This window comes from Blastococcus aurantiacus (assembly GCF_900102425.1).
In the GTDB taxonomy this organism is placed as follows: domain Bacteria; phylum Actinomycetota; class Actinomycetes; order Mycobacteriales; family Geodermatophilaceae; genus Blastococcus; species Blastococcus aurantiacus.
In genome coordinates, this window is the sequence record NZ_FNBT01000006.1 from 57,104 (window position 1) to 82,333 (window position 25,230).

The window sequence follows — 25,230 nt, forward strand, 5'->3', positions numbered from 1 at the left end:
ATACCGGGTATGCATACTCCGTATATGTCCATCCGACACGGTCTCCTGGCGCTCCTGGAGCGCGGTCCCAGCCACGGCTACCAGCTCCGCGCCGAGTTCGACGCCGCGACCGGGGCGACCTGGCCGCTGAACGTCGGACAGGTCTACACGACGCTCGACCGCCTCGAGCGCGACGGCCTCGTCGCCCAGGACGGCGAGCCGGACGCCGACGGGCGCATCGCCTACCGGCTCACCGACGCCGGCCACGCCGAGGTCAGCGGCTGGTTCGCCTCACCGGTCAGCGCGAAGTCGGCGCCGCGCGACGAGCTGGCCATCAAGCTCGCGCTGGCCGTGACGACGCCGGGGGTCGACGTCCTCTCGGTCGTCCAGACCCAGCGCACCGGCACCATGGCCACCCTCCAGGAGTTCACCCGGCTGAAGATGCGCGCCGGCGACGGCGACGACCTCGCCTGGTCGCTCGTCCTGGACTCCCTGGTCTTCCGGGCCGAGGCGGAGATCCGCTGGCTGGACCACTGCGAGGCGCGCGTGGCGCGCGCGTCGGCAGGCCGGCCGCAGAACACCGTGGCCCACGCCCCCGCGAGCGACCGGGCGGCCCGGCGATGAGCGACCCGATGCTGCTGCTGTCCGGTGTCACCCGCGAGCACCGTCAGGGCGACTCCGTGGTGCACGCGCTGCGCGGCGTGGACCTCGCCGTCCACGCCGGCGAACTGGTCGCGGTCATGGGCCCCTCGGGCTCGGGCAAGTCGACGCTGCTGCACGTGGCCGGTGGGCTGGACACGCCCACCGCGGGCGCGGTGCTCGTCGAGGGACGGGACCTCGCCCAGCTCTCGGCCGCCCAGGTCGCCGCCGTGCGCCGGCGAAGCATCGGCTACGTCTTCCAGGACCTCAACCTGCTGCCCTCCCTGACCGCGCTGGAGAACGTCTCCCTCCCGCTGGAGCTCGACGGCAGCCGGGGCGGGCTGGCCCGCCGTGCCGCACGGGACGCCCTCGAGGAGGTCGGTGTCGGGCACCTGGCCGGTCGCTTCCCCGACGACATGTCCGGGGGGCAGCAGCAGCGGGTGGCGATCGCCCGAGCGCTGGTCGGCCCGCGGCGCCTGCTCCTGGCCGACGAGCCGACCGGCGCGCTGGACTCCGCCACGGGCGAGGAGGTGCTCCGCGTCCTGCGTGCCCGGTGCGAGGCCGGCGCCGCCGGCGTCCTGGTCACGCACGAGGCGCGGCACGCCGCCTGGGCCGACCGGGTGGTCTTCCTGCGCGACGGCGTCGTCGTGGACCAGAGCGGTCCGGTCGCCGGGGCGGACTCGCTGCTCGCCACGGGCGGTGGGGTGTGAGCGGCTGGCTCGCGCGCTGGCGCCTGGCGCTGCGCATCGCCCGGCGCGACGCGCGCCGGCACAAGGGCCGCACGGCGCTGGTCGTGCTCATGGTCGGGCTGCCGGTGCTGGTCATCACCGCCGGGGACACGCTGTTCCGGACCGAGGACGTGGACGCGACCGAGGAGCTCTCCGTGCGTCTCGGCGAGGCCGACGTGGCGGTCAGCGGCGAGTCGCGCGAGGAGATCTCCGTCGATCCGGCCACCGGCATCGTCTGGGCCAAGGCCGCGGCCGCCGACCCGGCGTGGTCCCGGGACGAGGTGGCCGGGGTCCTCCCGGAGGGGTCGCGGGTGGTCGAGAGCCGGAACGCGTGGCTCTACGTCGGCACCGACGGCGGCTACGCCCGGGTCGACGCCTACGCCGAGGACACCGCGGACCCGATGATCGAGGGCCGGTACGAGCTGCTCGAGGGGCGGCTGCCCGAGCGGACCGGCGAGGTCGCCGTCAGCCCGCAGGTGGCCGAGGGGGCAGCGGGGCCGGGCGAGGAGATCGCGCTGACCCGGGACGACGTGCCGGCCGAGGTCGTCGGCGTGGTCCGGCGGCCGTTCCAGTCCGGGGACCTCGTCGTCGTCCCCCTGGCGGACGCCGCCCTGCTGTCGGACCCGCTGAGCCGGTTCTACGCGGACGTGCCCGGCGGGCTCGACTGGCCCGCCGTGCGGGCGCTGAACGAGCAGGGGCTGGCCGTGCTCTCCCGCGAGGTGGCCCAGGACCCGCCACCGGAGTCGGCGTGGATGACGACCGACCCGGGCTTCTCCCAGGACAGCGGCGACGCGGCCGAGACGGCGGTGATGGCGCTGGTCGTCGCCTCGCTCGTGCTGGAGGTCGTCCTGCTGGCGGGCCCGGCGTTCGCCGTCGGCGTCCGGAGGCAGCGGCGGGACCTCGCGCTGATCGGCGCGACCGGCGGCTCGGCCGGGGACCTGCGCCGGATCGTGCTCGCCAACGGCGTCGTGCTGGGTGCCGGTGCCGCGCTGGGCGGAGCGGCCGCGGGCATCGGTTTGGCGGCGGCGGCCATCCCGGTGATCGAGGCCCGCACCGACCAGGTCTTCGGCCCGTTCGACGTCCCCGTGCTCGACGTGGCGCTCGTCGTGGCGGTCGGTCTGGTCGCCGGCCTGGCCGCGGCCTGGTTCCCCGCGCGGCAGGCGGCGCGCACCGACGTCGTGGACGCCCTCGCCGGACGGCGGGGACAGATGCGCACGTCGTGGCGCTCCCCGGTGGCCGGGCTGGTCCTGAGCGGGGCCGGGCTCGCGCTCGTCGTCCTCGGGGCGCGCGGCACGGAGCTCGCGGTCGCCGGGGGCGCCGCGCTGCTGGTCATCGGCATCGTGACCGCGACGCCGTGGCTGATCGGCCTCCTCGCGCCGCTGGCCTCCCGCCTGCCGGTCGCCGGTCGCCTGGCCGTGCGCGACGCCACCCGCAACCGGAGCCGCACCGCGCCGGCGGTCGCCGCGGTCATGGCGACCGTGGCCGGGGTGACGGCCCTGGCCATCGGCAGCGCCAGCGACAGCGCCCAGGGGCAGCGCGACTACGTGGCGTCGGCACCCCTGGGCGCCGCCCGGGTGAACGGCATGACGGACATGACCGAGGCGGACTGGGATGCCGTGGCCGCGGTGTTCGAGCGCGAGAGGCCCGGCCGGCCGGTGCACCGGCTGCAGGGCAACAGCTGGACCAACACGGACGTCCAGGACGAGATCGCCGTCGTCGCCGACCGGTGCGCGGGCGACCTCATGACCTGCCGGTGGGTCCCCGGGACGCCGGGGGTCGTGATGACCTCCTACGGCGAGCTGGTGGTCACCGACGCGGCGGGACTCCGGGCCATCAGCACGCGAGGGGCGCCGGACCAGGCGTACGCGGCCCTGGACGCCGGCCGGGCCGTCGTCTTCGGCGGCGGGGCCGTGGACGCCGCCGGGAACATCGCGGTCGCCGGCGTCGAGTACGACGGCACGGGCGGCAGCACGCTGCTCGGCACGGCGGAGCTCCCCGCCGTCGAGGTGCCCCTCCCCCCGGCCGGCCGGCAGGAGGTCGACGACCTGCCGGGGTACGTCGTGGTCCCACCGGTCCTCACCGAGCGCCTGCCGCTGCCGGTGAGGACGACGACGCTGGTCACCGGCGGTCCGGACGACCCGGTCACCGAGGCGCAGGAGGAGCGGATCTCCGAGGCGCTGGCGGCGCTGCCCGCCGAGGCGGCGATCACCGTCGAGCGCGGCTGGCAGGACGACCTCGCGCTCGCCCGGCTGATCCTCATCGGCGTCGGGGGTGCCCTCGTGCTCATCGCCACGCTCACCGCCACGGGTCTGGCCCTGACCGACGCGCGGCCGGACTTCGCCACGCTCGCCGCGGTGGGAGCCGCCCCGCGCACCCGCCGGTCGATGGCGATGGCCTCGGCCGCGGTGGTCGGCGGTGGGGGAGCGCTGCTCGGCGTGCTCGTCGGGCTGGCACCGGGCATCGCCGTCGCCTATCCGCTCACCAGCACGAACTACGGCACCGGCGTGGACCCGGTCCTCGACATCCCGTGGGTGGTGCTGGGCGCCGTGGGCATCGCGGTCCCGCTGGTCGCCGTCGCCGTCACCGGGGTGTTCGTGCGGTCCCGGCTGCCGATGGCTCGCCGGATGACCTGACCAGGGCATGATCTGCCACCGGACCCCGCGGCCGGACCGCTGGGCCGGGAGAGCGGGGGATCGTCCTGCGAGCCGTGCGTACCGCCCGCGGAAACCGCGTCCCGCGGCTGCTGACGGCACTGGTCGTGGTGCTTCTGCTGGCCGCCGGGGCCGTGGCCGCGAGCGAGCTGCTGCACCCGCGGAGCTTCGCGGGCGTGCTCGAGGAGTCCGGGACCGGTGCGCCGGCGGTCGTGTCGTCGGCTCCCCCGGCGCTCGTTCCTCCCGCCCCGGCGGCGCCCGTGCCGAGCCCGCCGCCGGCCTTCGACCGCGGCCTGCGCTCGCTCGAGGACCCGGACAGCACCTGGGTGGTGGTGAACAAGCTGCGGCCGCTGCAGCCCCTCGGGTACGCACCGGCCGACCTGGTCGACATCGGCGGCGGGCTGCAACTGCGGGCGGAGGCGGCCCGGGCGGTCGGGGCGCTGCGGGCGGAGGCGGCGGCGGCCGGCCTGGACGTCGGGGTGCAGAGCGCCTATCGCTCCTTCGAGCGCCAGCAGGGCCTGTTCGGCAACGCGACGGCGCGGTTCGGCGTCGCCGGCGCGGAGCTGCGCAGCGCGCGGCCGGGGTTCAGCGAGCACCAGACCGGTCTGGCCGTCGACGTGGGCGGCGGAGGCTGCGACATCGAGCGCTGTTTCGGCGACACCCCGGAAGGGCGCTGGGTGGTGGCCAACGCCCACCGGACTGGCTTCCTCGTCCGCTACCCGGCGGGCTCCGAGCTGATCACCGGGTACCAGTACGAGCCCTGGCACCTCCGCTACGTCGGGCCGGAGCTGGCGACCGAGATGCACGAGACCGGGGTGGCCACCCTGGAGGAGTTCTTCGGCCTCCCGCCCGCCCCGGAGTACGCCACCGGCTGAAGCGCTACCCGACCTTGCTGTCCAGGACGACGCCGGCGGCGTCGTAGGCGGTCACGGTGAACGGCGCGCCACTGGTCGGCGGCGGGAACAGGGGGATGTAGGTGCCCCACACCCGTTCGCCGGGGCGCGGCCCGTCGTCGGCGAGCACCGCGTCCCGCGTGACCCCGCCGGCGTCGGTGACGGTGACCCGCGCCGTCCCCGGCGGGGCGACGCCGCCCACGACGCCCGAGCCGAACCCGCTGAGCGCCAGCTCGCCCAGCGGCGGAGGGAGGACGCTGCCGCCGCCTCCGCTGTTCGGGATGTCGAAGTAGCAGGCGCTCCACTCGCCCGTGCTGGAGACGGTGTTCGGCTGCAGGCTGAACACCCAGCGTGAGGCTCCCTCCACGCCGCTCACGAATCCACCGTCCGCGGGGCAGGGCGACTCGATGGCGGTCGGCGGGCGCTCACGCACCTGCCGGTCCAGCTCCTCCGCCTCCGCCGGCGTCCCCGCGCGCAGGTTCGCGACCACCTGGTCGAGCACCTCGTCGGCGTCCTCGGGCCCGTCCATCACGACCGAGAAGACGGTGCCGTCCTCGGCCCAGACCCGTCCCCGGGCCTCCGAGCCGCCCACGTTCGCGTCCTGGAGGTTTCCCGCGGAGCCGACCGAGCCGCGCAGCTCGGTGCCCGTGGCGTCCTCCACCCAGAATCCCCACAGCGCAGCGAGGCGCGGGTCGGCGCGCACCGCGGAGACGGAGATCCAGGTCTGGTCACCCTGGAGGGACATGGACAGGCCGACCCCGGACGAGTACGGCCCGTCCTGCGGTGAGCCGGCGACCAGGGGCTCCAGCCCGGCTGGGACGGCGTCCTCGGCGAGGGTCGCGGTGGGCGACGCGAAGTCGGCGCCGCGCGCCGCCGTGATCAGCTCGTCCTCGCCGATCCCCCGCCCGACGACGAACTCGCGGTAGTCGTTGCCGTCGATCAGGACCCACGTGCGGTCGCTGTCCCGGACCACCCGCCCGGTGCGTCCGCCCAGGTCGACCTCTCGCTCGCCGGCGCTGCCCTCCTGCGGACCGGCGAGGCTGGCCGAGCCCGAGGTCGTGCCGACGAGCAGGACCGGCCCGTCCAGCGTGTCGGCCAGTTCCGGGTCGCCGTAGAGAGTTGCGCGCGCCGGCTCGAAGCCGTCTCCTCCGGGCGGCGGCCCGGACGAGAGGCCGGTGAGCAGCAACCCCTCGGGGACCGGGTCGAGGACGACAGGCGCCTCGAGGGGGAGGGCGTCGACGACGAGGTCCTCGCCCCCGGCGGCCGGACGGGTGGGGCCTTCCCCTGCCACGGATCCGGGTGCACCGGCTTCGGCCTCCGCGTCCGCGCAGCCGGCCGCACTCATCGCCACCACGGCGGCCAGCAGCGCTGCCGGCAGCCTGTTCACCGAGGTCATGGGCGCAGAGTGCCCGTGTCCGGTCTCGTTCGGGTCTCGATCGTCGCGACGACGGAGATCAGCGACCGGCGGGCTACACGGCCGTGCTGTCCAGGACCACGCCGGCCGCGTCGTAGGCGGTCGCGGTGAGGAGCGGCGGGCTGCCCGGGGGCGGCTCCACGGGCGGGACGAACGCACCCCAGACCCGTTCCCCGGGCCGCGGGCCGTCGGCGGAGAGCTGCGCCTCCAACGTGCGCCCGTCGAACGTGGTGACCGTGACCCGGGTCGTCCCCGGCGGGGCGACGCCGCCCACGACGCCGTCGCCGCTGCCGTCGGGCCGGCTGCTCGCCCCACCGGTCGAGCTGACCAGCTCACCGAGCGGCGCAGCGAGGAAGTTCCCGCCGCTGCTGCCGGAGGCGAGTTCCGTGGCGCAGAAGAACCATCCATCCCCGCCTGACGACCCGGGCTGCACGCTGAAGGCCCACCGGACGTCGCCTTCCACGCCGCTAACGAACGAGCGGTCCTCCCCACAGCCCACCTCCTCAGGGGTCGGCGGGCGCGTCCGGATCTCCCCGTCCAGCGCCTCGAACTCCTCCCAGGTGCCCACGCGCAGGTTGTCGACCACCTCGTCGAGCAGTTCGTCCCGGCTTCGGCTCGGCCGCACGTCCGCGTCTTCGTACTGCGTCACGACGACCGACAGGACCATGCCGTCCTCGGCCCAGATCCGCCCCCGGGCGTCCCGGTCACCGACGTTCGCGTCCTGCAGGGCGCCGGCGGAGCCCGGGTGGCCGCGCACCGACGTGCCTGACGCGTCCTCGGCCCAGAAGCCCCACAGCGCCGCGAGGCGGGGGTCGGCGCGCACGACGTCCACGGCGACCCAGCTCGAGTCCCCCTCGAGGAACATGTGCTCGCCCGAGCTCCCGCCGGGTCTGTCCTGCGGGCTGCCGGCGATCAACGGCTCCAGCCGGGCTGGGACGGCGTCCGGCGCAACCGTGGCCGTGGCCGACTCGAAGTCGGCGCCGCGCGCCGCCGCGACGAGCTCGTCCTCGTCGACCCCCCGCCCGACGACGAACTCGGTGTAGTCGCTGCTCTCGAACACGACCCAGGTGCGGTCGCTGTCGGGAACGACCCGGGCGGTCCGCCCGCCCAGCTCGACCTCCCGCTCCCCCGGCACGTCGTACGGCGGGCCCGCGATGCTCGCCGAGCCCGAACTCGTCCCGACGAGCAGGACGGGACCGTCGAGGGTGTCGGCCAGGTCCGGGTCGCCGTACAGCGTGGCGCGGGACGGCTCGTAGTCCCCGGAGGCCTGGTTGTGGACGAGGTCGCTTCCCGGCGGGTCGTACGACAGGCCCATGAGCCGCATCCCCTCGGGGAGCGGGTCGAGCAGGACGGGCGCCTCGAGGGGGAGGGCCTCCACGACGAGTTCGTCCCCTCCTGCCGGCGGACGTCCGGGGCCCCGCTCGGCGTCCGAGCAGCCGGTCAGGCCCACCGCCACCAGGGTCGCCACCAGCACCGGCCGTGCCCTGCTCCGCGAGGTCATGGGCGCAGAGTGCCGGTGGCCGGTCTCGAACGGGTCTCAGTCGGTCGTGACGAAGTCGATCAGTTCCTCGACCCGGCCGATGAGCTGCGGCTCCAGGTCGGTCCAGGTGCGGACGCGGGCGAGGATGCGCTGCGCCCAGACGTAGCCGGTGTCGTCCTCCCAGCCCAGCCGTCGGCAGACGCCGGTCTTCCAGTCCTCGCCCTTGGGCACGGTCGGCCACGCCTTGATGCCGACGACCGACGGCTTGACCGCCTGCCAGATGTCGATGAACGGGTGCCCGACGACGAGCGCGTGGTCGCCGGTGATCTGACCGGCGATGCGGGACTCCTTGGAGCCGGTCACCAGGTGGTCGACGAGCACGCCCAGCCGCCGTCCGGACGAGGGCCGGAACTCCTTGACGATGCCCGGCAGGTCGTCGACGCCGTGCAGGGGCTCGACGACGACGCCCTCGATGCGCAGGTCGTGGCCCCAGACCTTCTCGACGAGCTCGGCGTCGTGCTTGCCCTCGACGTAGATCCGGCCCTCGCGAGCCACCCGGGCGCGGGCGCCGGCCACGTACGTGGAGCCCGAGGCGCTGCGCGTCGGAACCACCGGTGCCGCGGCCTTCGGCCTGACCAGGACGACGGGGCGGCCCTCGACCCAGAAGCCCGGGCCGAGCGGGTAGCCGCGCACGCGACCGTGCCGGTCCTCCAGGTGGACGACGTCCTTCTCGCACCGCACGACGGCGCCCACGAAGCCCGAGCTCGGGTCCTCGACGACGAGGTCCTTCTCCGCCTCGACGGTCGGGACCGGCTTCTTCTGCGTGCGCGGGTGGACGAGGTTGTCGTACGGCGAACGGGGAGGCACCCGACGACGCTAGGCAGACCCGGGCCGGTCGCCGCGGACGACGCGCCGGGGAAGGAAGCACCGGACACGCCCACGAATCATGGAACTACGCAACGTGAACCGCCACGCAGGACGGTTGCGCTCTGCATGCCGCACAACCCGACGGTCCTCGACACTTCGCTGACCAGCACCGACGAAGCGTTCGTGGCGGTTGCAGTGTCGAATCGTCACGGCTAGCCGTCAGGACGCTCCCACGCACCCGGGCGTGGCACCGATGGCGCGATCGTTTCACCCCGCCGCTCACGGTCACCCATCCCAGTGATCCGCAACACCCTGAGCAGAGACGGGAGCGCATCCACGATGATCGGAACCGAGACCCTCGACCGCGTGATCGGCAAGGACGTCTACGACGAGGCAGGCCAGAAGATCGGATCGGCCGGCGAGGTGTACCTCGACGACGAGACGGGCCAGCCCGAGTGGGTCACCGTCCGCACCGGCATGTTCGGCACGAAGGAGTCCTTCGTCCCGATCCGGGATGCGGACCTGACCGACGACGGCCTCCGGGTACCCGTGAGCAAGGACCGGGTGAAGGACGCGCCGAAGATCGACACCGACGGTCACCTCTCCCCGCAGGAGGAGCAGGAGCTCTACCGCTACTACGGCATGGGCTCCGGCGGTACCGGCACGCAGACCACCGGCCAGCAGACCACCGGCCGCGAGCACCTCGCCGGTACGGAGTCCACCACCGGTATGGCGCTCGAGGACACGTCGGGCCAGCACATGGCAGGCGCCGGGAACGTCAGCACCGGGACGGCCGGCATGACCGACACGGACACCAACCGGCACGGGACGGTCGGCCACGACACCTCCGGCCCGACCACCGACGACGCCATGACCCGCTCCGAGGAGCGCATGACGGTCGGCACGACCACGCAGGAGGCCGGCCGGGCCCGGCTGCGCAAGTACGTCGTCAGCGAGAACGTGACGCAGACGGTGCCGGTGACGCACGAGGAGGTCAGCGTCGAGCGCGAGCCCATCACCGACGCCAACGTCGGCAACGCGATGGACGGCCCCGCGATCTCCGAGGAGGAGCACGAGGTCACCCTGCACGCCGAGCGTGCGGTCGTGGACAAGGAGGCCGTGCCGGTGGAGCGCGTGCGCCTGGACAAGACGACGGTCACCGAGCAGGAGCAGGTCTCGGCGGACCTCCGCAAGGAGGAGATCGAGGTCGACGGCGCCACGGACGACCGGCGCATGTGATCACCGCTCCGGCTGACGCCGGGGAACGAGACGGCGGCGGCCGGCCGGGCGACCTACGATGCCCCGGCCGGTCGTCGTTCGTCCGCGTCAGTCGGAGAAGCAGGCGGCCAGCGCGTCGACCATCAGCGGGACGTCGAGCGCCGAGGCCAGCTCGCGGCAGGAGTGCATCGCCAGCTGCGCGATGCCGACGTCGACGGTGGCGATGCCCAGCCGGGTCGCCGTGAGCGGGCCGATCGTGCTGCCGCAGGGCAGGTCGGCCCGCATGACGAAGGACTGCACCGGCACCCCGGCCTCGGCGCACCGCTCGCGGAACCAGCCGCCGGTCGTCGCATCGGTCGCGTAGGCCTGGTTGGCGTTCAGCTTCACCACGGGGCCGCCGCCGAGCCGGGGCTGGTGCGCGGGCTCGTGCCGCTCGCCCCGGGTCGGGTGGACGCCGTGCGCCATGTCGGCGGAGACGAGCCGGGAGCGCGCGATGGCCCGGTGCACCGCCTCGCCGTCTCCCGGATCGGTGGCCGTGGCCAGCCGGCGGACGACGTCCTCGAGGAAGCTGCCCCGCGCGCCGGCCATCGAGCCGCTGCCCACCTCCTCGTGGTCGTTGCAGACCAGGACCTGCGTGCGCTCCCCGGCCGGCGCCGCCAGGAGCGCCAGCAGTCCGGCGTGGCAGGAGGTCAGGTTGTCCAGCCGCGGCGCGGCGATCCAGCTGCCGTCCGCGCCCGCCCGCGCGGCGGGCTGGGTGTCGGCGAGCACCAGGTCGTGCGCGATGACGTCGTCGGCTCCGGCCCCGACGGCGGCCGCGACGGCTTCGACGAGCCCCGGCTCCTCGCCCAGGTCGCCGTCCCAGACCGGGACGAGGTGCCGCTGCGGGTCCAGGGTCAGGCCCTCGCGGACCGAGCGGTCGAGGTGGATGGCCAGCGAGGGGAAGCGCAGCGGAGCGCCGGGCAGCCGGACCAGCGCCGTGTCCGGGCGGTCGGGGGAGGAACGGAGCACGACCCGCCCGGCCACCGTCAGTTCCCGGTCCAGCCAGGTGTGCCACAACCCGCCGCCGTAGGGCTCGACGCCGACGAGCCGGTAGCCGGCCGACCGGACGTCGGCGTGCGGGCGGACCTTGAAGGTCGGGGAGTCGGTGTGCGCGCCGACCAGCCGCATGCCGGTGTCGCCGAGCGGCCCGCTGCCCAGCCGGAAGGCGATGAGGCTGCCGTGGCGGACGACGAAGTGGCGCCCGCCCGCCGACAGCGGCCACCGGTCGGTCTCGGCCAGCTCGGTGAAGCCGGCCGCGGTCAGCCGCCGTGCCAGCTCCGCCACCGCGTGCCCGGGGGACGGCGAGGCGTCCACGAAGGCCCGCAGGTCGTCCCCGAGGGCGAGGTCGTCGGCAGGGGCGGCGTCCGGCGTCGGCATGCCGCCATCGTGCCCGACACTGCGGACATGGCCGTCTCCGACCTCCCGCACTCCTCCGACGTCGAGATCGTGGGGCTGGTGGCCTCGCCCGGGCACCGGTACGACGGCCGGCCGGGGGGCGTCCTCCCGGAGCAGGACGGGGACCGCCGCGCGGAGATCGAGGTGCGCGCCGGGTACGGCGTCGTCGGCGACCGCTACGCCGGCCGCCCCGCGCACCGTGACGCCCAGCTCACCGTGCTCGCCGTCGAGGCGGTCGAGGCCCTGGCCGCCGAGCTGGGCGCCGGGCCGATGGACCCGCTGCTGGCGCGCCGGACCGTCGTCCTGCGCGGGGCGGAGGTCGAGGCACTGCGCGGCGCGGAGTTCTCGCTGGACAGCGGAGCGGGGGAGGTGCGGCTGCGCGGCGGACGCCCGGCGAACCCGTGCGCCTGGCTGGACTCCGCGCTCGCGCCGGGGGCGCACCGCGGGCTGCGCGGCCGGGCGGGCATCCGCTGCGCGGCCCTCTCGGGCGGGGTGCTGCGCCTCGGTCCCGCCGTCCTGCGCTCCGCCGTGCCCCTGGACCCGGCCGCCGCCGGGCTCGCGGTCCGTCCCGTCGCTCGCCGTCGCTGAGCGGACCGCGGCGGCTCCCCTTCTGCCACACTCCCGCCCGTGCAGCTGGTCGGCGCGGGACGCGACGCCGATGTCTTCGCTCTCGACGGGAACCGCGTCCTGCGCCGCTACCGCGACGCCGGGCGCTCGGCCGAGCGCGAGGCGGCGGTCATGGCCCACGCCCGCTCCGCCGGCCTCCCTGTGCCGGAGGTGTTCGACGTCGACGGCGCGGACCTCGTCCTGGAGCGAGTCGTGGGACCGACCATGACGTCCGCCCTGGCACGCCGGCCGTGGAGCCTCGCCGCGGCGGCGCGGGTGCTCGCCGGGCTGCACCGGGCGGTGCACGAGGTGCCGGCGCCGGACTGGCTCCCGGGTCAGGGCGACGGGGGCGGGGCGGCGCTGCTGCACCTGGACCTCCACCCGGAGAACGTGCTCCTCGGTCCGGAGGGCCCGGTCGTCATCGACTGGACCAACGCCGCGCGCGGGCGGGCCGAGCTGGACGTCGCCGATGCCTGGCTGGTGATGTCGACGGGCAGCGTTCCGGGGGGTCGTCTGCAGACGGTGGTCGTGGGAGCCGCCCAGGGAACCTTCGCCCGGCTGTTCCGCCGGGCGGCGGGTCTGGACCTGACCGAGGCCCTGCCGGCGGCCGCGACCCGTCGGCTGGCCGACCGGAACCTGAGCGCCCGGGAACGGCAGCGTGTCCGCCGTCTGGCCGGAGTGCCCGACGGGTGAGCGTCGTCACCCGATGGGTGTCGTGACCGAGCGGGTCTCCGCGCCGACCTGGCAGGATCAGCGGCGCTCCCGGGCAGACCGGGCCGTCCGTCCGAGGAGTCCCATGCGCATCCGTACGTTCACCGCTCCCACCGCCCTGGTCGCCGGCGCCCTCCTGCTGTCTGCCTGCGGCGGCAGCCCGCTCGAGGGCAAGAACGGCACCGAGGTCGCCGAGCTCGCCGCCGATGCGCTGGAGGAGGCCGGGTCGGTCCGCCTGGCCGGCAGCATGACGCAGGACGGTGAGGAGGCCGAGATCGACATGCAGCTGCAGGGCGACGACGCCGCCGGCACCATCACCGTCCAGGGCACCGAGATCGAGCTCATCAGCGTCGACGGCGACGTCTACCTGAAGGCCACCGAGGAGCTGCTCGCCTCGTTCGGCGCCCCGGCCGAGGAGACCGCGGAGTTCGAGGGCCGCTGGATCATGATGCCCGCCGAGGACGCCGCCGACTTCGAGGACTTCACCCTCGACAGCTTCATCGAGCAGCTGCGCGACCCCGACGACAAGATCAAGGACGAGACCAGCAGCGACGAGCTGGACGGCGACTCGGTCATCGTCGTCGAGCAGGAGGACGGCAGCACCCTCACCGTCGCCGACGACGACCCGCCCTACCCGCTGCAGCTGTCCGGCGGCGAGGACGAGGAGGGCACCGTCACGTTCAGCGACCACGGCGAGGAGTTCGACATCTCCGCGCCGGACGACGTGATCAGCGAGGAAGAGCTCCAGGGCAGCTGACCCTGCTTCTCCGGCGCGACCGGCCGGGGCCCCGCTCGGGGTCCCGGCCGGTCGTCCGTCCGGGCGCTCCCGTCCGGTGCCGTCGGACCGCTGGGTACGGTGCGGGCGCCGCCGACATCCCAGGAAGGCCCCCATGCCTGTCGCTCCCCCGGTGACCCCGGATCCCGCGGTGCCCGGCCCGGTCGTGGGGCTGGAACGCGAGCGCGAGGTCCTCACCGTCGCCCTCGCGACGCACCGGCACCTGGTCCTGGAAGGCCCCCCGGGCACCGGCAAGTCCACGCTGCTGCGCTCGGTGGCGGCCGAGACGGGCCAGGACGTCGTCTTCGTGGAGGGCAACGCCGAGCTGACACCGGCCCGGCTGATCGGGCAGTACGACCCGTCGGCGGTGCTGGCCGGGGGCTACCTGCCGGAGAACTTCACCGACGGCCCGCTGCTCACCGCGATGCGCGGCTCGGGCCTGCTGTACCTCGAGGAGCTCAACCGCATCCCGGAGGAGACGCTCAACGTCCTCATCACGGTGCTCACCGAGGGCGAGATCGCCGTCCCGCGGCTGGGCACCGTGCACGCGACGTCGGGCTTCCGGCTGATCGCGGCGATGAACCCCTTCGACGCCATCGGCACCGCGCGCGTGGGCCAGGCGATCGCCGACCGGATGTGCCGCGTCGTCCTGGGCTACCAGCCGGAGGACGCCGAGCGGGCCATCGTCGCGGGCGTCACCGGGGCCGACGCGGCGCAGATCGTGCTGGCCGTCCGACTCGTGCGGGCCACCCGTGAGCACCGCGACCTGCGCACGGGGTCCTCGGTGCGCGGCGCCATCGACCTGGTGCTGCTGCTCGACGGCCTCCTGCGCATGCGCGGCCAGGCGCTCGCCGGTGGCCGGGAGACCGCCCGCGACGCCGCCCACGCCGCGCTGTCGGGGCGGATCCGCGTCACCGAGGGCGTCGAGCGCACGCCCGAGTCCGTCCTGGACGAGATACTGGACGAGGTCTGGCCGGAGTCCGCGGCGCCACCGGACGCGGAGCGCAACGACGCGGACGACGCCGGACAGCTCGGTGGTGGTTCGGGAAAAGCGCCGGGCCCGTCGGCTGAGGCGGGCAAGGAGCAGGGGGCGGCCCCGCGCAGCGACCGGGCCGCCCGGCGCGGCCCCCGCACGACCGGGCGGCGCGAGATGCAGCTGCGGCACGAGGCGTTCGCCGAGGTCAGCCCCGAGGTCGGGGAGCTCGACGAGTACGCGTTCGCGGGCCTGATGGGCGCCGACCCCGACGCGGCGGCGGCCCTGCTGGCCGACCTGGCCACCGCGACCGACCGGGAGCTGCGGTCGGCGGCGCGCCGGCTGGCCGCTCGGGTGTTCGTGCAGGTCGGCCGGGTCGGGGCCACCCGCGCCCGCGGCACCCGGCGGCTGGTGGCGACCCGCCGTCCCGAGGGGGATCTGGACCTGGACCGGACGCTGGACCGCTGGTCGGGCGCCTGGCCGCCGGCGGCCGAGGACCTGGTCACGCGCAACTGGACCGGCTCGCGCCGCGCCGTCTGCCTGCTGGTCGACCGGTCGGGGTCCATGCAGGGGCTCGGGGTGGCGATCGCGGCGGTCGCTGCGGCCGGCGTCGTCCTGGCGGCCGACGAGCGGCTGCAGACCAGCGTGCTGACCTTCGCCGACGAGGTGGCCGTCCTGCAGCCGCTGGGTCGGCACCGGGCGGCCGAGGACGTCGTCCTGGACCTGGTGGGCCTGCGCGGCCACGGGAAGACCGACATCGCCGCCGCCCTCCGCGGTGCGCGGCGCGAGCTGGTGCCGGCGACGGCCGACGAGCGGGTCGTGGTGCTGCTGTCCGACGGACTGTCGACGGCGGGGGAACCGGCCGAGTCGGCGCTGGCGGGCATCGACCGGCTGCACGTGCTCTGCCCGCTGCCGAGCGACGAGGCCCTGGACGCCGCGCGGCTGCTCGCCGCGCGCGGGGGCGGGCGGATGGAGCCGGTGCGGTCCCTGAACGACCTCGGGCCCGCCCTCACCCGCCTGCTGGGATGAGGACGGGCCCGGATCGGCCCCGTCCCGGGCCCCGCCCCGAGCTTGCGAGGGGTGGGGAGGACGGGGTCCTTCAGCGGTCGGCGTCGGTGTAGACGATCATGCCGCGGATGTTCTTGCCGTCCTTCATGTCCTGGTAGCCCTGGTTCACGTCCTCGAGCTTGTACTTGGTCGTGACGAGCTCCTCGAGCTTGAGCTGGCCCTCCTGGTAGAGCGAGAGCAGCTCGGGGATGGCGTTGCGCGGGGCCAGGCCGCCGAAGATGGCGCCCTGCAGGTCCTTCTGCATGAGCGTGAGGTCGAACAGGCTCAGCTTCACGTCCACGTTGGCGAAGTTGCCCATGCCCGTGACGACCGCGCGCCCGCCCTTGCCGGTGACGCTCATGGCGGCGGCGACGTCCTCGCCCTGGATGTCGCCGACGGTGATGATCGTCTTCTCCGCCATCCGGCCCCAGGTCAGCTCGTTGATGGCCGGGGTGGCCTCCTCCATGCTGGCGAAGGTGTGGGTGGCGCCCATGTTCATCGCCCACTCGCGCTTCTGCGCCACGGGATCGATGACGATGACGCGCTTCGCGCCTGCCGCGGCCGCGCCCTGGACGGCGTTCATGCCCACACCGCCGGCGCCCATGATCACGACGTTCTCGCCGGGGCGGACGTCGGCCACCTTGGTCGCCGAGCCCCAGCCGGTGGTGACGCCGCAGCCCACCAGGGCGGCGATCTCGAGCGGGATGTCGGGCTCGATGCGCACGACCGAGGCCTGGTTCACGGTGATGTAGGGGGAGAAGGTGCCGAGCAGGCACATGGGCGAGACGCCCTGGCCCTTGGCGGTGACCCGGTGGGTGCCGTCGGAGATCGCCTTGCCGCCGAGCAGGTGCGCGCCCAGGTCGCAGAGGTTCTGCTGACCGCGCGAACACGGCGGGCACACGCCGCAGGCGGGGATGAAGGCAGTGACGACGTGGTCGCCCTCCTTGAGGCCGGTCACGCCCGGGCCGACCTTGGTGACGACGCCGGCGCCCTCGTGCCCGCCCAGGGACGGGAAGCCGACCGGGGTGGCGCCGGTGACGAGGTGCTCGTCGGAGTGGCACAGGCCCGAGGCGGCGAGCTCGACGGTGACCTCACCGGCGACCGGATCCCCGACCTCGATCTCCTCGACCGACCACTGCTCGCCCACGCCCCACAGAATTGCGCCCTTGGTCTTCACGTATTTCCTTTCAGACGTCCCGCCCTCGTCGGCGGGGGAACGGCCACGCGGCCGTGCTCCGGGTCACAGCCTGTGCAGGACTGACCTGCCCGTCAAGGTGGGGGCACCTCCGTGTGGTCCGGATGCGTGGCCGCGTGGCCCCGGACGACACTGTGCGGCGTGTCCGGCGAGCCCGTGGTCGTGGTCGGCGCCGGGCCGGTGGGGCTGACGGCGGCGCTGCTGCTCGCCCGCCGCGGTCTGTCCGTTCTGGTACTGGAGCGCCACCGCACGCCCTACGACCTCCCGCGGGCGGTGCACCTGGACGACGAGGTGTTCCGCGTCCTGCAGCACGCCGGCGTCGCCGACGACCTGGCCCCGCTGACCCGCCCGCTGGCGGGGCTGCGCCTCGTCGACGCCGGGCGGTCGGTGCTGGCGGAGTTCCGCCGGGACCCGGCCGCCGGTCTCAACGGCTGGCCGCAGGGGTCGCTGGTGCACCAGCCCGACCTCGAGGCGGTGTTGGCGGCCGCCGTCGACCGCGCGCCGGGGATCGAGCTGCGCCGGGGCGCGGAGGTGACCGGCCTCGCTGCGGACGGCGACGGCGACGGCGTGACGCTCACCGTGCGCGGCCGCGACGACGGTGCGGACCGGTCCGTCCGGGCGGCCGCGGTGCTCGGGTGCGACGGCGCCAACAGCACCGTGCGCGACCTGATCGGGGCGCGGATGCGCGACCTGGGGCCGGCCGACCGCTGGCTGGTGCTCGACGTCCGGTCGCCCGTCCCGCTGCCGATCTGGCCCGGCGTCTCCCAGGTCTGCGACCCGGCCCGCGCCGCGACCTTCATGCCGGTCACCGGCGACCGCTACCGCTGGGAGTTCCGGCTCGCGCCGAGGGAGACCGTCGCGGACCTGACGACACCGGCCGCGCTGCGGTCCCTGCTCGCGCCGGTCGACCCGTCGGCGGTGGAGGTGGTGCGGGCCGTCGAGTACACGTTCCGCGCCCAGGCGGCCGACCGCTGGCGGGCCGGGCGGGTGCTGCTCGCCGGGGACGCCGCCCACCTGACCCCGCCCTTCGTCGGCCAGGGGCTGGGGCTCGGGCTGCGGGACGTGCACCAGCTGACCTGGAAGCTTGCAGCCGTCCTGGCCGGGCAGGGCGACGACGCGCTGCTGGACAGCCACCAGGCGGAGCGGGAGCCGCACGCCCGCGCGTTGATCCGGCTCGCGCTGCTGCTGGGCCGGCTGATGACCGGCGGCGGGCGGGGGGCGGCGGGGATGCGCCGGGTCGTGCTGGCCATCGTCCGCAGGATCCCCGCGGTGGCGCGGCTGGCCACCGACAGCCGGACGCCGCCGTTGAGGGGTCCGCTGGTCGACCGCCGCGGCCGGGCCGGGCGGCGGCTGGCGGGGTCGCTCGTGCCCCAGCCGTGGGTGACGGTGGAGGGACGCCGGTGCCGGCTGGACGACGTCCTGGGCGACGGTGCGTCCGTGCTGGCCGCCGGCCTGGAGGTGCGCCGGGCCGACGGGACGCACGCGCGCGTCGAGGACCCGACGGGGACGCTGCGCCGCTGGCTGGGAGCTGCCGGCGCGGTGCGGATCCGGCCCGACCGGATCGTCGCGTCCGCCCGCTGAACCCGACCAGGCACCATCAGGGCATGCGCGAAGGGCTGATGGGTTCCCGTGTGGTGCGGGCGGGCGCGCTCTACGCCGCCTCGTTCTTCGCGGTGACCGTCCTGTGGGGCGTGTTCGTGCGCGACGAGAGCTGGGCCGAGCTGTTCGTGCGAGCCGCCGTGTGCGGGGCCGCCCTCGGGGCGGTCATGGCGCTGTGGGAGGTCCGTCGACGGCGCGTCGACGATCCGGACGACCAGTCCCCCCGCGCGGTCGGCCGGCGCGTGCGCAGGGCGTCGTCGCGGGGGCCGGTGCCCGAGGACCCCGACGAGCGCCACGCGGCACACGAGATGGCCCTCGACCACTTGCGCGAGCTCGACCGGCAGCGCTACTGGGCGCCGGTCCTCTTCGTGGCCATGGCCGCGCTGTGGGCGGGGGTGGCGCTCACCGGGCCCTCGTGGGTGTGGGTGCTGGTCCCCGTGCTGCTGGCCGCCGCGGTCGGGCACCCTTGGCTGCGCGGCCGGATGCGCGACCGCGCGGAGCTGCTCGCTCCCGAGGAACCGCTGCGGGACTGACGACCGGGCTGCGCTCCCAGGGGGATCACGACGAGGCCCAGCAGGCCGACTCCGAGCTGCCCGATCAGGTGGACACGGACAAGGACGCCGGGCTGCTCTCGAAGTTCGGCATCGACCCGATGGAGCTGATCTAGCAGTTCGGGGGCGGCGGCGGCATCGGCGGCAAGCTCGGCGGCCCGCTGGGCTGGGCGCCGGCGCCGCGGATCTGCTCCGGCGGCGTCTGCATCAGCTGCCGGGACGACGCGAACCCGAGCCGTTCGTAGACAGGCACCGCCCTCGTGCTGGAGTGGACCGTCACGCGCGCCGCCCCCAGGCGGACGGCGTGATCCGTCGCAGCTCGGACGAGAGCCGTGCCGATCCCCGCCCCGCGCTGCCTCGGCAGCACGAAGACGCTCTGGATGTCCGCCGAGAGGCGAGCCGTGGCGCCCGGCCTGGGCACCCTCGGGAGGAGTGCCAGCCACGCCATCCCGACGGCGTCGGACCGGGCGGGCCGCGCGAGGAAGGCGACGTGCGAGCCGACGTGGTCGGCCCACCACGCTGCGAGATCGGTCGTGAACGATGCGGCGTCCTGCTGGGCCTGCTGATCCGGTGTCCCGTTCAGCCAGAGCAGATGGGCCAGGTGTGCCACGTCCTGCGGTCCGGCGCGGCCGACGTCCATCCGTCCAGTGTGTCGGTCATGGCCTGACCGGGACCAGCCGGACAACTGCGGGGAACCCGGCCCTCCGGAACGGTGTCCGGGGGCCACGTTCCCCGCAGTCGGTGTGCGGCGGAGGGGTCAGCCCTTGCCGGACGAGTGCGGCGCGAAGGGGGCGTCCACGCCGTCGACGCCCAGGTGCCGCTCGAAGGACGGCGGGATCACCAGGTCGCTCGGGCTGAACTGGTCGATCGAGGTGTGGCCGAGTCCGATCATGGCCGAGCCGAGACCGTCGCGGAGCAGGTCGAGAACGTTGCCGACGCCGGCCTCGCCGTTGGCACCGAGGCCCCAGAGGTAGGCGCGGCCGATCATGACGGCCTTCGCGCCCAGGGCCAGGGACTTCGCGACGTCGCCGCCGCGGCGGATGCCGCCGTCGAGCAGCACCTCGACCTGATCACCGACGGCCTCGGCGACGGCGGGCAGCGCGCGGATCGCAGCAGGCGTGCCGTCGAGGTTGTTGCCGCCGTGGTTGGAGACCGAGATCGCGCTGACGCCGGCGTCGACGGCGCGCTTGGCGTCGTCCACCCGCATGACGCCCTTGAGCATGAAGGGCTTGTCCCCCCACAGCTCGCGCAGCCAGGCGACGTCCTCCCACGTGGGCATGGGGGACTGCATCCACTGGCCGTAGGCCTCGAAGAAGGTGGGGGCCTTGTCCCCGGGGGTGGCGACCATGTTGGGCACGGTCAGGTCCGGGATCTTCATGGTCTTCGCGAAGCCCCACAGCCAGCGCGGCCGGGTCAGCACCTGGGGGGCGTACCGGCGGGCGGCCTCGAAGTTGATCCGCTCCGGGATGAAGGGGCTGCCCCAGTCGCGGCCGTAGGAGAACGACCAGTCGAGGGTGGCGATGAGCCCGGCGGCGCCGGCCCGGCGGGCGCGCTCGACCTTGGCGGCCATCACGTCGCGGTCGCCGACCCAGTACAACTGGAAGAACGTCTTGGGGTTGGCCGCGATGACCTCCTCCATGGGCTTGCTGGCCATCGAGGACAGCCCCATGGCGGTGCCGCGGGAGGCGGCGGCCCGGGCGACGTCGACCTCGCCGTCGGGGGTGACGGCCTGGACGCCGGTCGGGCTGATGATCACGGGCAGGGAGATCTCCTGGCCCATGACGGTGGTCGCCATGTTCTTCTCGTTGGCCAGCCCGGCGGTGTGCGGGGCGAACCCGAGCTCGGCGAAGGCGGCGATGTTGTCCTCGGCGGTGAGCCCGCGCTCGGACCCGGCCACCAGCGCGCCGTAGACGCCCTTGGGCAGCCGCTTCTTCGCCCGCCGCTGGGCCTCGGCCACCGACTCGAACCAGGGGTTCGCCATGCGCTGCTCTCCTGTCGCTGATCTGCTGCCCCCGCCCGGAACGGTCGGTGGCACTGAGTGCCACCCTACCGGCACGGCGGGAGACCTGCGCCACACCTGGGGGTGAGGTGCTCAGCGGAGCAGTGCGGGGAACCCTGCGGTGAGCTCGGCGAACGCCTGGCGCAGATGGGTCCCGAGTGCGGAGCGCTCGTCGGCCAGCCACGCCTGGAACGCCGTCGTCGCCGCCGCGCGGGTCGTCGCGGCCACCAGCCGCGGGACAAGGTCCGTGGCGTCGGCCGCGGAGCGGGCGGCGACGTACCGGGCGACCACCCGGTCCACCTCCGCGTACCGCAGCTGCGAGTGGGCGAGGAGGGCCGGCTCGGTCAGGATCAGCAGCATCCGCTCGCGGAGGAGCGGCAGCTCGGCCGCCGCGTAGTCGTTGACCTCGACGTAGGCCGCGCACACCGACGCCAGCACCGGCTGCGCCGGGTCGGCGCCGGCGAGCAGCTCCTCGAGCCGCGCGACGTGGGCGGCGAAGTCGCCCCAGACGGCATCGGCCTTGGTGGCGAAGTAGCGGAAGAACGTGCGCCGGCTGATGCCCGCCGCGTCGGCGACCTCGTCGGTCGTGACCTGCTCGAAGCCGCGCAGCGTGAAGAGGTCCAGCGCCGCCCGCTCCACCCGGGCCCGGGTGCCCTCGGCCGGGACGCCGGTCGCGGCGGTCTCGATGGCGGTCACGCAGGCATCATGCCCGTTCCCGGCCCGTGATCCAGTGGACCGGCCACCCCCGGTTGCCCCCTGGCACCGGGTGTCATTAGCCTCCCTGCATCCGTCCGTGACCGCGATCACCAGGAGTCCGCCATGCCCGAGACCCACACCGACGTCGACGTCGCCCCGGCCCCCGTCGCCGAGGAGGCCCTGGTCGAGGAGTCGCTCGTGGAAGAGGTCTCGATCGACGGCATGTGCGGCGTCTACTGAGCGCCCCGGCCATCGATCCGCACGGCACCCCTGTGACCACGGCGGTGTTCCCTGCCGAGGTCGCGTTCGACCCGGCCGGGCCCTGGCAGCGCGCCCGCTCGGTCGCGCTGCGGCCCGAGCCCTTCGGCGCGCTGGTCTACCACTTCGGCAACCGGAAGCTCTCCTTCCTGAAGTCGAAGACCCTGGTCGCCGTCGTCGAGGCGCTGGCCGACCACCCGAGCGCGAGCGCCACGCTCGTCGCCTGCGGTGTGTCCGAGGCCCAGCGCCCGGCGTACGAGAAGGCCCTGGCCGACCTGGCCCGCTCGCAGATGATCGAACCGAGGGAGACCCCGTGACCGCCCTCCTGCCGCCCCGTCCCGCCGCGGCTGCGCCGGCCGCCCGCCCCACCACCCCGGACCGTCCCGTCGGCGGGCGCCTGATCGACCAGTTCGAGTACGGCCTGGACGCCCCCATCTGCCTGACGTGGGAGCTGACCTACGCCTGCAACCTGGCGTGCGCGCACTGCCTGTCCTCCTCGGGACGGCGCGACCCCAACGAGCTGTCCACCGCCGAGGCCGAGGCGGTCATCGACGAGCTGCAGCGCATGCAGGTCTTCTACGTCAACGTCGGCGGCGGCGAGCCCACCGTCCGGCCGGACTTCTGGCACCTGCTCGACTACGCGATCGGCCACGACGTCGGCGTCAAGTTCTCGACCAACGGCATCAAGCTGGACAAGACCCGCGCCGCCCAGCTGGCCCGCACCGACTACGTCGACGTGCAGATCTCCCTGGACGGCGCCACGGCCGAGGTCAACGACCGGGTGCGCGGCACCGGCTCCTACGCCACCGCCATCCGGGCGCTGGAGAACCTGGCCGAGGCCGGGATGAAGGACTTCAAGGTCTCCGTCGTCGTGACGCGGGAGAACGCCGGGCAGCTCGACCAGTTCAAGGCGCTGACCGACTCCTTCGGCGCCCAGCTGCGCATCACCCGGCTGCGGCCCTCGGGCCGGGGCGCTGACGTGTGGGACGAGCTGCACCCGACGCAGGCCCAGCAGCGCGAGCTGTACAACTGGCTGCTGGCCAACGGCGACGGCGTCCTCACCGGCGACTCGTTCTTCCACCTGTCCGCGTTCGGGGAGGCCTTGCCCGGGCTGAACCTCTGTGGCGCGGGACGCGTGGTCTGCCTGATCGACCCGGTCGGCGACGTCTACGCCTGCCCGTTCGCCATCCACGAGAACTTCCTCGCCGGCAACGTGCGCGACGAGGGCGGCTTCCAGCGGGTCTGGCAGTCCTCCGAGCTCTTCGCCGACCTGCGCAACCCGCAGACCGGCGGCGCCTGCACCAAGTGCGCACACTTCGACGCCTGCCGGGGCGGGTGCATGGCCGCCAAGTTCTTCACCGGCCTGCCGCTGGACGGCCCGGACCCCGAGTGCGTGCAGGGGTACGGCGAGACCGCCCTCGCCGCGCGCGACCTCGAGCTGGTCACCCCGCGCAGCCACATCGACCACTCGCACAGCGGCCCGGTGCGCGGTCAGCCGACCCTGCTGGGCATCCCGTCCATCCCGGCCAAGATCTGCGACGAGTCGCCGCTCGCCGGGGTCGACCTGCGCTGAACGCGCCGCGCGGCTGACCTCACCCCTCCGGGGGAGAGGTGGGCCGTGGGCTGCGGAGGGGTGGCGTTCGCGCCGATCACGTCTGCGTGATCGCCGAACTCCGCCTGCGAACGGCGCAGCTGCTGCCCTCGGGTCGCCGGCTGCCGGAGGACGTGTGGCAGCGCCGCCATCGGGCCATCGTGCGCCTGTCGGCTGTTTGCGCCGTCGGGCTGGTCCTGCTCGCCTGGGTGTGGGGGTACGGGCAGCCGGCCGCCGTGGCGGTGCTCGCCGCCGTCGGCGGGCCGCTCGTCGTCGCGGTCGTCCCCGGGCTGAGCCGCGCGGTGCACGCCGCCGCCACCACCTGCAGCCTCATGGCCGCCTCGGTCGCCCTCGTGCACCTGTGGGGCGGGGTCACCGAGGCGCACTTCGTCTTCTTCGTGATGATCGGCGTCGTCTCGCTGTACCAGGACTGGGTGCCCTTCGGCATCGCCGTCGTCGTCGTCGCCCTGCACCACGGGGTGTTCGGCACGCTGCAGCCGCACGCCGTCTTCGGGCACGAGGGGCAGGGCAACCCCTGGGCGTGGGCCGGCATCCACGCCGCCTTCGTGCTAGCCGCGAGCCTGGCCCACCTGTCCTCGTGGCGGCTCAACGAGGCCCAGGTCCTCAGCGATCCACTCACCGGGCTGGCCAATCGGACCCTCCTCGAGGAGGTCACCCACCGCCTGCTGTCCCGCGGCGACGAGGTGAGCCTGCTGTTCATCGACCTCGACGACTTCAAGGCCGTCAACGACAGCCGCGGCCACGCCTCCGGCGACGAGCTGCTGCTCGTGCTCGCCGAGCGCCTGCGGGGGTGTGTCCGGCCGGGCGACGTCGTGGCGCGGATCGGCGGTGACGAGTTCGCCGTCGTGGTGAACGGCGGGGCCGACGTGGCCCGCGTCGTCGGGGAGCGGGCGCTCGTCGCGCTGTCGGTCCCCGTGCCGCTGGCCGACGGGACGCTGACCGTGCACGGCAGCGTCGGCGTCGCCGCCTCCACCGACATGACCGACGCATCGGCCGACGCACTGCTGCGCAACGCCGACCTGGCGATGTACCTGGCCAAGGCGCAGGGCAAGAACCGGCTCGTCGTGTACGCCGACGGGATGGCCGAGGCTGCCCGCCGACGGGCGGCGCTCGCCCAGGACCTGGCCGGCGCCGCCGCTTCCGACCAGCTCGAGGTGTACTACCAGCCCACGGTGCGCCTGGCCGACGGCCGCACGACCGGCTTCGAGGCCCTGGTCCGCTGGAACCACCCCGAGCGGGGTCTCATCCCGCCGGTGGAGTTCATCCCGCTCGCGGAGGAGACCGGCGACATCGTCGGCATCGGGACGTGGGTGCTGCGCGAGGCGCTGCGCCAGGGCGCGGTGTGGACGGCGGAGACCGGGATGCCGCTGCGCATGGCCGTGAACCTCTCCCCGCGGCAGTTCCACGACGGCAGCGACGTCACCGCGCTCGTCGTGGAGGCGCTGGCGGAGTCGGGCTTCCCGGCCGAGCAGCTCACGCTGGAGGTCACCGAGGGCGTGCTGGTCCGGGACGGCGACGCTGTCGTGGCCCAGCTGGAGTCGCTGCGCGAGCTCGGCGTCCGCATCGCCATCGACGACTTCGGCACCGGCTTCTCGGGGCTGTCCTACCTGCGGCACCTGCCGGCGGACATCATCAAGATCGACCGCAGCTTCGTCATGGACCTGCCGCTGGGGCGCTCGGCGGTCACGCTCATCACCTCGATCGTGGAGCTGGCCCGCACATTGGGGCTGGACATCGTCGCCGAGGGCGTGGAGACCGAGGGTCAGCGGCGCGCGCTCGCGGAGCTGGACTGCGGATCGGCCCAGGGCTATCTGTTCGCCCGTCCGGAGCCTGCCGACCGCGCGGGGGCTGCCCTCGCGGCCGGCGTGCCGGTCCGGGCCTAGCTCAGAGGTCAGAGCTCAGAGG

General features: G+C 74.6%; 23 protein-coding genes. 15 read left to right on the forward strand and 8 right to left on the reverse strand.

Annotated features, from left to right (window positions below; all coding sequences use genetic code 11):
• Positions 1 to 24 precede the first annotated feature (24 nt).
• The 4 genes from BLS70_RS13275 (at position 25) to BLS70_RS13290 (ending at position 4,872) form a co-directional block, all read left to right on the forward strand.
• Complete coding sequence (locus tag BLS70_RS13275) at positions 25 to 603, forward strand: PadR family transcriptional regulator (protein WP_091768668.1); 579 nt, start codon at positions 25 to 27, stop codon at positions 601 to 603.
• Complete coding sequence (locus BLS70_RS13280) at positions 600 to 1,328, forward strand: ABC transporter ATP-binding protein (RefSeq protein ID WP_091768671.1); 729 nt, start codon at positions 600 to 602, stop codon at positions 1,326 to 1,328. The genes BLS70_RS13275 and BLS70_RS13280 overlap by 4 nt, the downstream gene beginning before the upstream one ends.
• Positions 1,325 to 3,979 (forward strand): FtsX-like permease family protein, encoded by a 2,655-nt coding sequence (locus BLS70_RS13285; protein WP_091768675.1) that lies wholly within the window; start codon positions 1,325 to 1,327, stop codon positions 3,977 to 3,979. The genes BLS70_RS13280 and BLS70_RS13285 overlap by 4 nt, the downstream gene beginning before the upstream one ends.
• Positions 3,980 to 4,053: 74 nt before the next feature.
• Positions 4,054 to 4,872 carry a M15 family metallopeptidase gene (locus BLS70_RS13290; protein WP_176946408.1) on the forward strand — a complete coding sequence of 273 codons (819 nt, stop codon included), beginning with the start codon at positions 4,054 to 4,056 and terminating at the stop codon, positions 4,870 to 4,872.
• A gap of 4 nt (positions 4,873 to 4,876) precedes the next feature.
• Here BLS70_RS13290 and BLS70_RS13295 read toward each other — a convergent pair whose 3' ends face one another.
• From BLS70_RS13295 to BLS70_RS13305, 3 genes are all read right to left on the reverse strand, one after another.
• Positions 4,877 to 6,286: a hypothetical protein gene (locus tag BLS70_RS13295; RefSeq protein WP_091768682.1), complete on the reverse strand. Its 1,410-nt coding sequence runs from the start codon at positions 6,284 to 6,286 to the stop codon at positions 4,877 to 4,879.
• A 73-nt stretch (positions 6,287 to 6,359) separates the two neighbouring features.
• Positions 6,360 to 7,805: a hypothetical protein gene (locus tag BLS70_RS13300; RefSeq protein ID WP_143030414.1), complete on the reverse strand. Its 1,446-nt coding sequence runs from the start codon at positions 7,803 to 7,805 to the stop codon at positions 6,360 to 6,362.
• Positions 7,806 to 7,841: 36 nt separating this feature from the next.
• Entirely contained in the window at positions 7,842 to 8,651 is an 810-nt protein-coding gene (locus tag BLS70_RS13305; protein WP_091768688.1) for a DUF3097 domain-containing protein, read from the reverse strand.
• Positions 8,652 to 8,990: 339 nt separating this feature from the next.
• On the opposite strand from BLS70_RS13305, the gene BLS70_RS13310 reads away from it, so the two are divergent.
• A complete protein-coding gene (locus BLS70_RS13310; RefSeq protein ID WP_091768691.1) occupies positions 8,991 to 9,890 on the forward strand; it encodes a DUF2382 domain-containing protein in 900 nt (299 codons plus the stop codon).
• Between the two features lie 87 nt (positions 9,891 to 9,977).
• Here the strand turns inward: BLS70_RS13310 and BLS70_RS13315 are convergent, their stop codons facing one another.
• Positions 9,978 to 11,285 carry a M18 family aminopeptidase gene (locus BLS70_RS13315; RefSeq protein WP_091768694.1) on the reverse strand — a complete coding sequence of 436 codons (1,308 nt, stop codon included), beginning with the start codon at positions 11,283 to 11,285 and terminating at the stop codon, positions 9,978 to 9,980.
• 27 nt (positions 11,286 to 11,312) lie between these two features.
• Between BLS70_RS13315 and BLS70_RS13320 the strand changes: the two genes are divergently transcribed.
• The 4 genes from BLS70_RS13320 (at position 11,313) to BLS70_RS13335 (ending at position 15,397) form a co-directional block, all read left to right on the forward strand.
• Positions 11,313 to 11,891, forward strand: a complete 579-nt coding sequence (locus BLS70_RS13320) for an MOSC domain-containing protein (RefSeq protein WP_091768697.1) — start codon at positions 11,313 to 11,315, stop codon at positions 11,889 to 11,891.
• Between the two features lie 39 nt (positions 11,892 to 11,930).
• On the forward strand, positions 11,931 to 12,602 hold the full coding sequence (locus BLS70_RS13325) for a phosphotransferase (RefSeq protein ID WP_091768700.1): 672 nt from the start codon (positions 11,931 to 11,933) through the stop codon (positions 12,600 to 12,602).
• 103 nt (positions 12,603 to 12,705) lie between these two features.
• A complete protein-coding gene (locus BLS70_RS13330) occupies positions 12,706 to 13,377 on the forward strand; it encodes a hypothetical protein (protein ID WP_091768704.1) in 672 nt (223 codons plus the stop codon).
• A gap of 133 nt (positions 13,378 to 13,510) precedes the next feature.
• Positions 13,511 to 15,397 carry an AAA family ATPase gene (locus tag BLS70_RS13335; protein WP_091768706.1) on the forward strand — a complete coding sequence of 629 codons (1,887 nt, stop codon included), beginning with the start codon at positions 13,511 to 13,513 and terminating at the stop codon, positions 15,395 to 15,397.
• 70 nt (positions 15,398 to 15,467) lie between these two features.
• Here BLS70_RS13335 and BLS70_RS13340 read toward each other — a convergent pair whose 3' ends face one another.
• A complete protein-coding gene (locus tag BLS70_RS13340) occupies positions 15,468 to 16,592 on the reverse strand; it encodes an NDMA-dependent alcohol dehydrogenase (protein WP_091768709.1) in 1,125 nt (374 codons plus the stop codon).
• Between the two features lie 159 nt (positions 16,593 to 16,751).
• Here BLS70_RS13340 and BLS70_RS13345 point away from each other — a divergent pair, with 159 nt between their 5' ends.
• The gene (locus BLS70_RS13345) at positions 16,752 to 18,191 is read left to right on the forward strand and encodes a bifunctional 3-(3-hydroxy-phenyl)propionate/3-hydroxycinnamic acid hydroxylase (protein WP_091768712.1); all 1,440 of its coding nucleotides are present in this window, start codon (positions 16,752 to 16,754) and stop codon (positions 18,189 to 18,191) included.
• 23 nt (positions 18,192 to 18,214) lie between these two features.
• Positions 18,215 to 18,742, forward strand: a complete 528-nt coding sequence (locus BLS70_RS13350; protein WP_143030415.1) for a hypothetical protein — start codon at positions 18,215 to 18,217, stop codon at positions 18,740 to 18,742.
• Positions 18,743 to 18,872: 130 nt separating this feature from the next.
• On the opposite strand, the gene BLS70_RS13360 is transcribed toward BLS70_RS13350, so the two are convergent.
• From BLS70_RS13360 to mftR, 3 genes are all read right to left on the reverse strand, one after another.
• Entirely contained in the window at positions 18,873 to 19,400 is a 528-nt protein-coding gene (locus BLS70_RS13360) for a GNAT family N-acetyltransferase (RefSeq protein ID WP_091768721.1), read from the reverse strand.
• Between the two features lie 117 nt (positions 19,401 to 19,517).
• The gene (mftD, locus tag BLS70_RS13365; RefSeq protein WP_091768724.1) at positions 19,518 to 20,741 is read right to left on the reverse strand and encodes a pre-mycofactocin synthase MftD; all 1,224 of its coding nucleotides are present in this window, start codon (positions 20,739 to 20,741) and stop codon (positions 19,518 to 19,520) included.
• Positions 20,742 to 20,852: 111 nt separating this feature from the next.
• Positions 20,853 to 21,455 (reverse strand): mycofactocin system transcriptional regulator MftR, encoded by a 603-nt coding sequence (gene mftR / locus BLS70_RS13370; RefSeq protein WP_255362457.1) that lies wholly within the window; start codon positions 21,453 to 21,455, stop codon positions 20,853 to 20,855.
• A gap of 123 nt (positions 21,456 to 21,578) precedes the next feature.
• Here mftR and mftA point away from each other — a divergent pair, with 123 nt between their 5' ends.
• The 4 genes from mftA to BLS70_RS13390 all read left to right on the forward strand — a co-directional run bounded on the left by mftA (position 21,579) and on the right by BLS70_RS13390 (position 25,208).
• Positions 21,579 to 21,695: a mycofactocin precursor MftA gene (gene mftA / locus BLS70_RS13375; protein WP_091768727.1), complete on the forward strand. Its 117-nt coding sequence runs from the start codon at positions 21,579 to 21,581 to the stop codon at positions 21,693 to 21,695.
• A 32-nt stretch (positions 21,696 to 21,727) separates the two neighbouring features.
• Positions 21,728 to 22,030 carry a mycofactocin biosynthesis chaperone MftB gene (mftB, locus tag BLS70_RS13380; RefSeq protein WP_255362458.1) on the forward strand — a complete coding sequence of 101 codons (303 nt, stop codon included), beginning with the start codon at positions 21,728 to 21,730 and terminating at the stop codon, positions 22,028 to 22,030.
• Positions 22,027 to 23,286, forward strand: coding sequence for a mycofactocin radical SAM maturase (gene mftC, locus BLS70_RS13385; protein WP_255362459.1), 1,260 nt, complete (start codon positions 22,027 to 22,029; stop codon positions 23,284 to 23,286). Before mftB ends, mftC begins: the two co-directional genes overlap by 4 nt.
• Before the next feature lie 86 nt (positions 23,287 to 23,372).
• Entirely contained in the window at positions 23,373 to 25,208 is a 1,836-nt protein-coding gene (locus BLS70_RS13390) for a putative bifunctional diguanylate cyclase/phosphodiesterase (protein ID WP_091768729.1), read from the forward strand.
• Positions 25,209 to 25,230 lie beyond the last annotated feature (22 nt).